The following is a 12,262-nucleotide window of genomic DNA, read 5'->3' on the forward strand; positions in this document are numbered from 1 at the left end:
GGGTCAGACGCCCGGGCAGGTCGAGTCAGTGGTGTAGTCGTGCACCTTGATCTCGCCCGACTGGATCTTGGCCGAGAAGTCGTCGACCTTGGTCTTGATGTCGTCGGTGATCAGCGCCTTGTTGTTATCGTCGAGCGCATAGCCGACGCCGTTCTGGGCGAGGCCCATGACGGTGATGCCGGGCTTGAAGGTAGCGTCGTCGCCGGCTTCCTTCATCGCGGTGGTGACGGCGACGTCGACGCGCTTCAGCATCGAGGTCAGGACCGAACCGGGGTGCAGGTAGTTCTGGTTGCTGTCGACGCCGATCGAGAGCTTGCCCGCGTCGGCAGCGGCCTGCAGCACGCCGAGGCCCGAGCCGCCGGCTGCCGCGAACACCACGTCGGCGCCAGCATCGAACTGGGCCTTGGTGAGCTCACCGGCGGTGACCGGGTCGTTCCAGGCAGCCGGGGTAGTGCCGGTGTAGTTTTCGATCAGCTTGACGTCGGCCTTCGCGGCCTTGGCGCCCTGGGCATAGCCGCAGTAGAACTTGTGGATGATCGGCACGTCCATGCCGCCCACGAAGCCCACGGTGCCGGTGGTCGACTTCAGCGCTGCGATGGCGCCGACGAGGAACGAGCCGGTGTGCTCGTCGAAGATGATCGACTGCACGTTCGGCGCATCGACGACGGCATCGATCACGACGAAGTTGGTATCGGGGAATTCAGCGGCGACGGTGCCGAGCGCGGTGCCCCACGAGAAGCCGGCCATGACGATCGGGTTGGCACCCTGCGAAGCGAAGCGGCGGAGAGCCTGCTCGCGCTGCGCGTCGTCCTTCAGCTCGAGATCGACGTAAGAACCACCGGTTTCCTTCTTCCAGGCTTCGGCGCCGTTGAAGGCCGCTTCGTTGAAGGATTTGTCGAACTTACCACCCAGATCGTAGATGATCGCCGGATCGGCAAGGGCAGCACCGGCTGCGAGAACCGACATCGCCACGCCCGCGGCGAGCGCACTGATGCGCTTCGAAAAAAAGTTCATGGATCAGTCTCCCTGTGTCGCGTCCGGCAACGGCACATGCCGCCCTGACAGCCCGGCGCGTTGGGAAGGAATACAATCCTGCAAACCGACGCTCTGCAAGAGGGGGCTGTGCAGATTTTGACCAAGTGGGCAAAATTCGTGATGCGAGGGTTTACGCGCGGGCGCGACGGCGGCTGTGCGGCTCTGTGTTGGTCCAATAGCATCCCACCGACGTCATCCTCGCGAAGGCGGGAACCTAGTGGGATGCTGCAACGCCACCGGAAGTTGAAAGACCGCACCGGGTCCCCGCCTTCGCGGGGATGACGCCGGTGGGTGGGGAGCTCAGGGGAGCATCACGCGGTGATCGGCTTTACCTCTACCCCCATCGCCTCGCCAAACCGTTCGAAGAAGCCGTCGATGACTTTTTGGGCGGAGGAGCCGATGAGGGCCTTGCCGAACTTCATGATGCCGCCGTCGGCGCCGCCATTGGCGACAAAGACCAGCTGGGTGTCGTGGCCGGCGTCGGTGAGGACGATGTCGGCGGCGGCTTCGGCCTTGCCGAGGAGGCCGCCGCGGCCCTTGCCGGCGAGGGTGTAGCGTTCGGCCGGGATGATGTCGCGGAGTTCCAGGTCGCCAGAAAAGACGGGCTGCATGAGGCCGAGATTGACCTCGATCTCGAGCTCCAGCGTGGTCTCGCCGGTCCAGTCGATGCGGCGGCAGCCGGGGATAGTGGCCTTCAGCACCTGGGTGTCGTTCAGCGCCTTCCAGACGGCCTGCCGTGGCGCCGAAACGAGGTACTTGCCGCCGAATTCCATGCCGTCATTCCCTCGTGCCGATGCTGTAATACTTAGCTAGTGCGCGATGCCTGAAGCCACAACCGCGGCACCACTGCAACGGTTGCCGCAATCTTGGTGCAAGGCCCTTTTCGTGAGGCTTTTAAGCACCATATCGCGCAAAATAGGCGGTGCCGATATAAGCAACATTGGCAACTGACGCCGGGAACGTGAATCATGTCACCTCAAGGTGACCGATAGAGGGAACGCATCCAAATGGCCACTGAAGTGATGGAAAAGCCCCTGCAGTATCTCGACAAGGCGATGGGGGCGATCAAGCAGCTCGGCATTTGGCCTGAGCAGTCCGCCGAACAGCCGATCACCGGGCTGTTGAACGAGATTACCGACCTCGACGAGAACAAGGTCATCCTCATCGGCCGCACGCTGACGCAGGCGAGCGCCTTCAACGAGGTGGTGCGCAGCCAGGTGGCGGCGATGAATGTCGGCGAGCGCTACGAGGACATCACCAACGGCTTCAACTCCATCCGCGACGACGCCAAGGGGCTGGTGGACCAGCTCGACGACGGCAAGCTCGACCTGATGGAGCGGGTTTCCAACGTCTGGATGAAGGTCAGCCGCGGCGATATCGCGACGCGCTTCGACAAGATCCGCGACACCTATCTCGACGTCTCCAAGGAGACCAAGAACCAGGTCGACCGCGAGCACACCATTCTCGAGGCGTATCGCGATTTCCGCGGCGCGTTGAAGCAGGCCGAAGTGATGGCGCTCGAACTGCTCGATATCGCCACCAAGAAGCTCGACGAGAGGAAAGCTACGCTGAGCGCCTCGAGCGATGCACTCGCAGCGTTCACCACCGGCACGCCGGCGGACCGGGCGAAGCTCGAAATGGACCGCGACGAGAAGCTGCGCGACCTGCAGAACGAGGAGCGCCGCTACCAGATCGCCAAGGACCTTTCGGACAACCTCACCATCTCCTACTCGACGTCGGAAGTGGTGATGGCACGGCTGATGCAGACGACGCAGGCCAAGGAGCGGGTGTACCAGCAGGCGATTTCGTTCTTTTCTACCAACGAGACGGTGTTCACGGCGCTGTCGGCCTCGTTCACTGGCCTGTTCGGCTTGCATGAATCGACCGAGACGCTGAACGCCATGAAGGAAGGCATGTCCAAGAGCCTCGAGACGCTCTCGGAGATCGGCGACCGGGTTGGCGAGGCGGCGGTGAAGGCCGGCTACGGCCCGACGATCCGCGCCGATGCGGTCAAGAAGCTGGTCGACTCGGTGGTGACGTTCCAGGAGAAATCGCGGGTCATCATCAACGAGATGCGCGACCAGGCGACCAAGAATTCGGCCGAAATCCGCGATGCCGTGGAAGACGGCAAACGCCGCTTGGCGCAACTCGCGGCCGACGGCAACGCGCTGTTGCTCGAAACCAAGAACTAGGCCGGGGAACCGCAGGCTCGCAGCAGATGAGCACGACTACGGCGACCGCCGAGAAGGCCCCGCTCGACGAAGTGATGCTGGCGATGGACGTGGTCGACACGCTCCGTCACCGACAGGACCTCGTCGAGCGCGAACTCGCGGGCGATGCCCGCGAGAAGCAACTGATCGAGAAGCTGCGCGAGATCTATCACCAGCAGGGCATCGAGGTGACCGACGCGGTGCTCGCCGAGGGGGTGAAAGCGCTCGACGAGAGCCGCTTCGTCTACACGCCGCCCAAGCCGAGCCTCGGGGTGAGCCTCGCCAAGCTCTATGTCGGGCGGAAGAAATGGGGGCCGGCGGCGCTGGCCATCACGCTGATCCTGGTGATCGGGCTTGGCGGCTATTTCTTCGCCTACAAGCCCTACCAGCAGGCGCAGATCGAGGGCGCGCGGATCGAGCTCAGCGAGAAGCTGCCGGCTGAGATGGATGCGCTGTACCAGACGATCTTCGACGAGACCAAGGTGCAGCAGGCGGTCGGCGAAGCCGAGGAGATGCGCGCCCGCGGCAAGACCGCGGCGGCCGAGGGCAACCGGACCGGCGCCGAGCAGGCGATCGCCTCGCTCACCGGGCTGCGCGACCAAATCCGGCAGGAATACCAGCTCAAGATCGTCAACCGGCCCGACCAGAAGACCGGGTTCTGGACCTTCCCCGAGATCAACACGGCGGCGACCAACTATTATGTCGTGGTCGAGGCGATCGACGATGACGGCAAGCCGCTGACGCTGCCGATCACCAACGAGGAGAACGGCCAGACCGAGAATGTCGCAATCTGGGGCGTGCGGGTGCCGGAGAGCACCTATCGCGCGGTGGAGAGCGACAAGAAGGATGACGGCATCCTGCAGCGCAACGTGCTGGGGTTGAAGGAGTATGGGTTCTTGGAGCCGGATTACGTGATGCCGGTTCTGGGCGGGGCAGTAACGCGGTGGTAGCGCCATGAGCCTTTCCGGACCCGAGGCCCTGCGTTCGCTGGACGAGGCGCTGCGCGACATCCGCCGCGAGGAGGATGAGATCGCCAAGCGCCTGGCGCGCTCGGCCGAACTCGTCACCAAGTTCAAGGAAACCGAGAGCGAACTGCTCAGGCAGCTGGCCGAGGTGCGGCTCGACCCGTCGGTGCAGGCGGCGCTGACCGGGCGGCTGAGCCAGGCCGAGCTGAAGGCGCGTGAATTGCTGAGCAAGCACGGCGCCGACCTCGATGCGGCGGAGGGCGAGCTCAAGGGGCTCGATGCGCAGATTGCGGCGCTGGCCAAGGAACGCGCCGAGCAGGCCGCGGCGGCCGAGAAGGCGCAGGGCGAGCTGAAGGTGCTGGCCGACAAGGTGTCGGTCGAGGCAGTGAAGAACCCTGAATACGCCGAGAAGCGCAAGGCGGCCGAGCAGCTGGCGCAGGTCGCCGGCGAGAGCATCCGCAAGACGCAGCAGGCGGAAGCCGATCGGGAGCAGAAGGGGCGACCGTATCGCGACGACCCGCTGTTCATGTACCTGTGGGAACGCGGCTTCGGCACCAAGAACTATCGCGAAAACAACCTCATCCAGTATTTCGACAGCCTGATCGCGCGGCTCGTCGGGTTCCCCGAGGCGCGGGTGAACTTCGCCATGCTGAACGAAATCCCGCTGCGGCTGCGAGAGCATGCCGAGCGGCAGCAGCAGATAGCGCAGGCGGCAGTGGACGAGGTCACCCGGCTCGAGAAGGCGGCGGTGGATGCGGCCGGCGGCAAGCCGACGCGTGAGCTGCTGGAGAAGGCGCAAGCGCGGATCGCGGCCATCGACCAGGAGATGGTGGCGGCCGAGGACAAGCGCGACGAACAGGCGCGCCAGCAGCGCGAACTGGCGCAGGGGAGCGACCCGGCGTTCAGCTCGGCAGTGAGCGGGCTGGCGGAGGCGCTGGGCCGGGAGGATATCAAGACGCTGCTGGCGGAGGCGCGCGCCACCGAGACCGGGCAGGACGACACGATCGTCAAGCAGATCGACGAGACCCGGCAGCGCGCCAGCGAGGAAGACGGCGACAGCCGCGAGCAGAAGAGCCGGCTGAAGACGCTGGCGGCGCGGCGGCGCGAGCTCGAGGACATCCAGTACGAGTTCAAGAAGCAGAATTTCGACAACCCACGCTCGACCTTCCGCGAGGACAAGCTGGTCGGGGACCTGCTCAACGATTTCCTGCGCGGCGGCATTACTGCCGCAGACTACTGGGGCCAGTGGCGGCGGAGCCAGAACTGGACGGGCGGCGTCGAGCCACGGCAACAGCAGCAGGACTCGCCGTGGGGCGGCAATAGCGGCGGCTTCCAGTGGCCGGATTCGAGCTTTGGCGGCGGGCCTTCGGGCGGACGCCGGGATGGCGGGTTCGGCGGAGGCTGGGGCCGCCTGCCAACGGGCGGCGGCGGGTTTGGCGGCGGTGGCTCGAGCGGCGGCGGCGGCGGGTTCTCGCGGCCGCGCACGGGCTCCAGCGGCAACCGGACGACCGGCGGATTCAAGACTGGCGGCGGGTTTTAGGCGGGCTGGAGACGTCCGCTCGTGGCCAGATGGCGAGCGCTTTGTCGCGCGCCCTGGGTTTCACATCTCGTGCTGACCGACACGCACAACCAGCATAGCGATCACCTGCTGCCGTTTGCCCTACCCCGAGTGACCGGCGCAGGCTGGGATGTCCTTGATAGGGGCGCCGGTGAGAACCGTGGACAGGGGCTGGTTGCTGAGGAGCGGGGCGAGGCCGGTGACGCCTGGGAGGGCGATGAGGGCGGAGACGGTGGTCTTGGCGGGATCGATCGCTTCGGTTCGGCAGAACTTTGGCGACAGCGAAACGGAGAGGGCGTTGTTGCCCTGTGGCAGGGTTTTTGCCCAGGCCTGGGCTTCGCGGATCGCCTGCTTGTCGGGGTCAGAAAAGCCGAACAGGTAGTAGTTGCGCTCGCCGCTGGGGGGCGGCAGCGTGCCGGCGAGTTCGGCGGCGTCGGCGGCGACCAGGGTCGCCTTAATGTGGCGCTCGCCGCTGGCCGGGGTGGTGATGTCGAAGCTGAGCGTGGAGCCGTCCGGGACCGGCTCGAGGGCCGGGGGCAGATCGAAGGCGAGGAGTAGGCTGCCGACGTCGTCATTGAGATAGTCGAGGCCGCGGAGCTTGCTGGCGGTGCCGATGGGGATGGAGGAGCAGGCGGCGAGCGCGGTGGCGGCCAGGATGACGGCGATGCGGGTGGTCCGGCGGATCAAGTTCCCCTCCCCTGCCCCAGTGAAGGAGCGTCGACCGATGGGTACGAGATTCCCGGGCTTGGGGGAATGGCGGAGACGGGTTCCCGCCCTGCATCATGGCTCCCCCATTCTTCCGGCCGGAGGGGCCGCTTCGTGCGTGATGGTACTTAAGGGCGCCGACTAATCCCCGCAGTTTCAGCCAGTCCTATCCTCCCCTCGAACAGGGGAAGGGACAGGTTCATGGAAGACAGCAAGCGTCGGGCGCGTAACGTCGAGCGGCTCAAGCAGCTTTATCCAGCATTCGCGGCTCGACTGCGGCGGGTGATCGAGACGCTGGAGGCAGCAGGGCTCAGGCCGCGCATCCAGGACGCGTGGCGTTCGCAGGAGGATCAGCTCAAGGCGTTCAACGCGGGCCACTCGAAGCTGAAATACGGGTTCCACAATGTCACCGGCAAGGACGGGACGCCCGAGGCGCTGGCGGTGGACCTGCTCGATGACGACAACCCGCTCAACTCGCGCAAATCCTACCTGCTGCAGCTGGCAGCGGCGGCGCGGGCGGCCGGCGTAGCGACCGGCGTCCGCTGGGGCGTGCCCCAGCATCTGCTCGGAGGACTGGAACAGGCTATCGAGAACGCCGACTGGGATGCCAACGTCAAGATCGGCTGGGACCCGACACATGTCGAGCCCGTGGGGATCAAGGTTTCCGAGGCGCGCGCCGGCAAGCGGCCGAACTAGCCGAAGACGCTCGCGCCGCGATCCGCCGTGCCCACCAGGGCGCGGAAGCCGGCGAAAAGTTCGCGCCCCATGCCATAGTGCTCGCGGCGGAGATCCTCGGTCGCGGGGGTGCGGGAGAGGAATTCGCGTTCGTCGCCGATGAAGGTCAACGTGCCTTCGTTGGCGTCGAGGCGGATCAGGTCGCCGTCGCGGATCTTGGCGATGGCACCGCCGTCGCTGGCTTCGGGGGTCATGTGGATGGCGGCAGGAATCTTGCCCGAGGCGCCCGACATGCGGCCGTCGGTGACCAGCGCAACCTTATGGCCGCGGTCCTGCAGGATGCCGAGCTGCGGGGTGAGCTTGTGGAGCTCGGGCATGCCGACGGACTTGGGGCCCTGGAACCGAACCACGGCGATGACGTCGCCGTTGAGCTCGCCGTTCTTGAAGGCGGCCTGCATGCCCTCCTGGGTGTGGAAGACGCGGGCCTTGGCCTCGATGACGCGGTTCTCGGGCTTCACAGCCGAGACCTTGATCACCGACTTGCCGAGGTTGCCGGACAGCACCTTGAGGCCGCCATTGGCGGAGAAGGCGTCCTTGACCGGGGCGAGCACCTTGGGGTCGCCGGAGACGGCCGGCGAGGGCTCGAAGGCGAGCTTGTCCTCGATCAGCTTGGCTTCGACGGTGTAGCCCGAGAGGCCCTGGCCCCAGACGGTCTTGACGTCTTCGTGCAGGTACCCGGCTTCGAGCAGTTCGCGGATGAGGAAGCCCATGCCGCCGGCGGCGTGGAAGTGGTTCACGTCGGCGATGCCGTTGGGATAGACGCGGGCGAGTAGCGGGACGGCGCCGGAAAGCTCCGACATATCCTCCCAGGTCACCTTGAGGCCGGCCGCGGCGGCGATGGCGACGAGGTGCATGGTGTGGTTGGTGGAACCACCTGTCGCAAGCAGCCCGACGAGGCCGTTGACGATGGCCTTCTCGTCGACGACGTGGCCGATCGGGGTGTAGTCGTTGCCCTCAGCGGTGAGCGACAGGGCGCGCTTGGTGGCTTCGCGGGTCAGCGCATCGCGCAACGGAGTGTTGGGATTGACGAAGCTGGCGCCCGGCAAATGCAGGCCCATGATCTCCATCAGCATCTGGTTGGAGTTGGCGGTGCCGTAGAAGGTGCAGGTGCCGGGCGAGTGGTAGGACTTGGCCTCCGACTCGAGCAGCTCGGCGCGGCCGACCTTGCCCTCGGCATAAAGCTGGCGGACCTTGGCCTTCTCGTCGTTGGAAATGCCGGTGGGCATCGGGCCGGCGGGGACGAACACGGCGGGGAGGTGCCCAAAGGTCAGCGCGCCGATCATCAGGCCGGGGACGATCTTGTCGCAGATGCCGAGATAGACGGCTGCATCGAACATGTTGTGGCTGAGCGCGATGGCGGTCGACATGGCGATGACGTCGCGGCTGAACAGGCTGAGGTCCATGCCCGCCTGGCCCTGGGTGACGCCGTCGCACATGGCGGGGACGCCGCCGGCGACCTGCGCGGTCTGGCCGATCGAACGGGCTGCGTCCTTGATGATGTCGGGATAGGTCGCGTAGGGCTGATGGGCGCTCAGCATGTCGTTGTAGGATGTGACGATGCCGAGGTTCAGCGCCTTCGACCCGGCGAGCTTTGCCTTGTCCGACGGCGAGCAGGCGGCGAAGCCGTGGGCGAGGTTGCCGCACGCGAGCACCGAGCGGTTGACGCCCTGGCCGCGCGCGGCGTCGATGCGCTCGAGATATTCGCGGCGTGAGCCGGCACTCCGGGCCGCGATGCGGTCGGTGACTTCCTGGACGATCTTGACGACGGACATCTCATGCTCCTTGGGGGAGCCCTAGCGGTTCCTAGGGGCTCCAGAAGATAGTCAGCGGTGTCTGGCTCTGCCGGAGAATAGACCTGATCGGCATGTCCTCAACGGGACCTTCCGCCGCAGCCTGCTCCAGCGTCGCCAGCTTTTCCTCCCCCTCGATGTGCAGATAGAGCCCCGACGCGTCGAGAAGGCGCTTCAGGACCAGCGTCACCCGGGGCTCCCCTGCCCCAGGCGCCCGGATGGCGAGGGCCGGCCCCTCGCCGGTCAGCGCCGCAGCGAGGTTGTCGCCGCCGGGAAAGAACGATGCAGTGTGGCCGTCATTGCCCATGCCGAGGATCACCGCGTCGAACGGCGTCGGCAGGGCGTTGATGGCGATGTTGGTGCGGGCGATGGCCGGGCCGTCCGGCTCGTCGCCGCCCGAATAGAGCGGCACGAAATGCGCCGACGCGGCCGGCCCCTGCAGCAGCTTCTCGTTGACCAAGAGCGCGTTGGAGCGGTTGCTGGTCTCGTCCACCCAGCGTTCATCGACCAGGGTGACGGTGACCCTCGACCAGTCGATGTCCTTCCGCCGCCCGAGCACCGAGAAGAACCGCGCCGGGGTCGAGCCGCCGGAGACGGCGAGCACGGCCTGGCCGCGCGCCTCGATGCCGTCGTTCAGGTGCTCAGCGACGGTTTCGGCGAGCGCCAGCGCCAGGTCTTCCTTGGTGCCGAAGCTGCGCCGGGTCGCGTTCAATGGCCTTCCTCATGCCAGGTGCGGCCGTCGCGCTCGATCAGCGCGATGGCGCCGGTGGGGCCCCATGTGCCGGCAGTATAGGTCTGCGGCGCGTCGCTTGCGAGGTCCCAGCCGTTGCGGATCGGATCGATCCACTGCCAGGCCGCCTCGAGCTCGTCGCGGCGCATGAACAGCGTCTGCGAGCCGCGGATGACGTCGAGCAGCAGGCGCTCGTAGGCCTCGGGCGTGCGCTCCTGGAAGGCTTCGGCGAAGCTCAGGTTGAGCGGCACCTCGCGCAGGCGCATGCCGCCCGGGCCCGGATCCTTGATCATCAGGAACAGTTTTACGCCTTCATCGGGCTGGATGCGGATGACCAGCCGGTTGGGCTTGGGCGCGCCCTGGGCGTGATCGAACATCGAGTGCGGGATGTTGCGGAACTGGATGACGATCTCGGAAGCGCGCGACACCAGCCGCTTGCCGGTGCGGATGTAGAACGGCACGCCGGACCAGCGCCAGTTCTCGATCTCGGCCTTGATGGCGACGAAGGTCTCGGTGCGCGAGCCCTTCTTGTCCTCGGGCAGTTCGTCCTGGTAGCTGGCGACGGCGGACCCGTCGACGCTGCCGCCGCGATACTGGCCGCGCACGGTGACGCGGCCGACATCGGCGCCGGCAACCGGCTTCAGCGAGCGCAGCACCTTCAGCTTTTCGTCGCGCAGCGCGTTGGCGGCGTCGGAGGCCGGGGGCTCCATGGCGACCAGGCAGAGCAGCTGGATGATGTGGTTCTGCACCATGTCACGCAGCGCGCCGGACTCGTCGTAGTAGCCGCGGGTGCCGGCGCCAACCGACTCGGCGACGGTGATCTGCACGTGGTCGATGTGGGCGGAGTTCCAGATCGGCTCGAACAGGATGTTGGCGAAGCGCAGCGCCAAGAGGTTCTGCACCGTCTCTTTGCCGAGGTAGTGGTCGATCCGGTAGACCTGATCTTCCTTGAAGATCTTGGACACTTCGTCGTTGATCTCGATCGACGAGTCGAGGTCGTGGCCGAGGGGCTTTTCGATCACCACGCGAGCGTCGCGGCGGTAATAGCCCTTCTTGAGGATGTACTCGCAGGTCGGCCCGAACAAGTCTGGCGCGATGGCGAGGTAGAAGGCACGGACGACCTTCGGGTCATCGCGCAGGTTCTTCGACAGATCGCCCCAGTGGGCCTCGTCGGTGACGTCGTTGGGGACGTAGGAGAAGGCACCGATGAAGCGATCGATGGTCTTCTTGTCCTGGTAGTCCTTCTCGACGAAGGCTTCGATGGACTCGCGGGCGAGCTTCTGGAACTCGGCATCGGTCAGCTTGGTGCGCGACACGCCGATTATGCGGCTGTGTTCGTCGAACTGGCCATCCTTGAAGCGATGGTAGAGCGCCGGGATGAGCTTGCGCTTGGTGAGGTCGCCCGTTGCGCCGAACACCACATAATCGAAGGGCTGGACCGGGATGATACGGCTGGACACGCTCTTCAGGCTCCTATCGAGATAGTTCATGGCAACTCAGGCGAAGTTCTGCTTGGCAAGGATGACGGCGCCGTGAAGCGGCTCGTCGACGGGGCGGACGATGAAATCGCCGTGGCGCTCGATCATCAGCGGATAAAGCCGGGTACCGAAGCCACCGACGGCGGCCATCCGGGTGACGCCGCGCGCCTTGAACCAGCGGACATAGGTGTCGATGTAGCTCAGCTCGAGCTCCATCAGCTCCTTGGCCACCGGGTCGCCCTGCTCATAGTAGTCGAAAAACATCGGGATCAATGCCCCGAATTCGGCCGGGGCGCGGCCGAGCAACGTCGAGGGCGCACCATCGCCGGCGGGCATCGGGCCGCGCGGATCCTGCGGGAACGACCAATCCATCACCGCGTCGATACTACCGCCGAGCTTCGCAATCACGGCTTCGGTGAGCGGTGAGCCGGAGACGAGGCCATCGGTCGCTTCCACGGCACGGCGCACCAGTTCGCGGCCGAGGATGGCGCCCGACATCTGGTCGCCGATCTGGAAGCCCCAGCCGCCGCATTGGTGGCGCTGGCCATTGACGATGGCCATGGCTGCGGAGCCGGTGCCGACAATGATCACCGCGCCATCGGCGCCGCCATGGGCGCCGGCACGGGCGATATCGATGTCGTCGTAAACCTTGACGTTGGCGAAGGGCCACGGGCGCTGCTCGAAGGCCTCGCGCGCGGACGGCAGGCGCCCGCCCGCCATGCCGAAGCAGGCATAGGTGTTGGCGGCTTCGGCGATATCGACGCCGGCCTTCTTGAACACCTCTTTGGTGCCCTCGGTAATGGAGCGGAAAGCCGGCTCGCCGGCCTCGATCTGCAGGTTCGAACGACCACCGGCGGCATCGGCGAGGGTCTCGAGATTCTCGTTGGCGAGGCGGATACGGCAGTTGGTGCCACCACCATCCACCCCGAGATAGTACCTAGGCACCGAACGCGCACTCCCTGCCACGATTGTTGGCTTGCCGACCCAGGAGCCCCCCGAGTCCGGCGCGGACCTTAATGCCAAAGGTTTTCAGACGAAAGTAGAATAAGCATGGGA

At 65.9% G+C, this 12,262-nt stretch carries 11 protein-coding genes; 4 read left to right on the top strand and 7 right to left on the bottom strand.

All coding sequences use genetic code 11. From position 1 onward, the window contains the following. Nucleotides 1-3: 3 nt before the first annotated feature. Both AC1DWU_RS14945 and AC1DWU_RS14950 read right to left on the bottom strand, forming a co-directional pair. Nucleotides 4-1,014 (bottom strand): BMP family lipoprotein, encoded by a 1,011-nt coding sequence (locus AC1DWU_RS14945; protein WP_477150787.1) that lies wholly within the window; start codon nucleotides 1,012-1,014, stop codon nucleotides 4-6. Nucleotides 1,015-1,346: 332 nt separating this feature from the next. Continuing rightward, nucleotides 1,347-1,808: a CoxG family protein gene (locus AC1DWU_RS14950; RefSeq protein WP_477150788.1), complete on the bottom strand. Its 462-nt coding sequence runs from the start codon at nucleotides 1,806-1,808 to the stop codon at nucleotides 1,347-1,349. Nucleotides 1,809-2,042: 234 nt separating this feature from the next. On the opposite strand from AC1DWU_RS14950, the gene AC1DWU_RS14955 reads away from it, so the two are divergent. Genes AC1DWU_RS14955 through AC1DWU_RS14965 form a run of 3 tightly spaced genes read left to right on the top strand, consistent with a single transcriptional unit; the run spans nucleotide 2,043 to nucleotide 5,750 of the window. Next, nucleotides 2,043-3,227 (top strand): cell surface protein, encoded by a 1,185-nt coding sequence (locus tag AC1DWU_RS14955; protein WP_477150789.1) that lies wholly within the window; start codon nucleotides 2,043-2,045, stop codon nucleotides 3,225-3,227. Between the two features lie 26 nt (nucleotides 3,228-3,253). Next, on the top strand, nucleotides 3,254-4,195 hold the full coding sequence (locus AC1DWU_RS14960) for a DUF6384 family protein (protein ID WP_477150790.1): 942 nt from the start codon (nucleotides 3,254-3,256) through the stop codon (nucleotides 4,193-4,195). A 4-nt stretch (nucleotides 4,196-4,199) separates the two neighbouring features. Further along, nucleotides 4,200-5,750, top strand: coding sequence for a hypothetical protein (locus AC1DWU_RS14965; RefSeq protein WP_477150791.1), 1,551 nt, complete (start codon nucleotides 4,200-4,202; stop codon nucleotides 5,748-5,750). 120 nt (nucleotides 5,751-5,870) lie between these two features. Here the strand turns inward: AC1DWU_RS14965 and AC1DWU_RS14970 are convergent, their stop codons facing one another. Then, nucleotides 5,871-6,455, bottom strand: coding sequence for a hypothetical protein (locus AC1DWU_RS14970; protein ID WP_477150792.1), 585 nt, complete (start codon nucleotides 6,453-6,455; stop codon nucleotides 5,871-5,873). Between the two features lie 219 nt (nucleotides 6,456-6,674). Here AC1DWU_RS14970 and AC1DWU_RS14975 point away from each other — a divergent pair, with 219 nt between their 5' ends. Continuing rightward, complete coding sequence (locus AC1DWU_RS14975) at nucleotides 6,675-7,169, top strand: hypothetical protein (protein ID WP_477150793.1); 495 nt, start codon at nucleotides 6,675-6,677, stop codon at nucleotides 7,167-7,169. Here the strand turns inward: AC1DWU_RS14975 and edd are convergent. From edd to AC1DWU_RS14995, 4 genes are read right to left on the bottom strand one after another with little or no spacing between them, the layout of a single operon-like run. Further along, nucleotides 7,166-8,980 (bottom strand): phosphogluconate dehydratase, encoded by a 1,815-nt coding sequence (edd, locus tag AC1DWU_RS14980; RefSeq protein WP_477150794.1) that lies wholly within the window; start codon nucleotides 8,978-8,980, stop codon nucleotides 7,166-7,168. The genes AC1DWU_RS14975 and edd overlap by 4 nt on opposite strands. Nucleotides 8,981-9,011: 31 nt before the next feature. Continuing rightward, nucleotides 9,012-9,710, bottom strand: a complete 699-nt coding sequence (gene pgl, locus AC1DWU_RS14985; protein WP_477150795.1) for a 6-phosphogluconolactonase — start codon at nucleotides 9,708-9,710, stop codon at nucleotides 9,012-9,014. Then, complete coding sequence (gene zwf, locus AC1DWU_RS14990; RefSeq protein ID WP_477150796.1) at nucleotides 9,707-11,188, bottom strand: glucose-6-phosphate dehydrogenase; 1,482 nt, start codon at nucleotides 11,186-11,188, stop codon at nucleotides 9,707-9,709. Before zwf ends, pgl begins: the two co-directional genes overlap by 4 nt. Before the next feature lie 36 nt (nucleotides 11,189-11,224). Further along, nucleotides 11,225-12,151 carry a glucosamine kinase nucleotide-binding domain-containing protein gene (locus AC1DWU_RS14995; RefSeq protein ID WP_477150797.1) on the bottom strand — a complete coding sequence of 309 codons (927 nt, stop codon included), beginning with the start codon at nucleotides 12,149-12,151 and terminating at the stop codon, nucleotides 11,225-11,227. Nucleotides 12,152-12,262: the final 111 nt, after the last annotated feature.

This window comes from Devosia sp. P2_G7 (genome assembly GCF_056403495.1).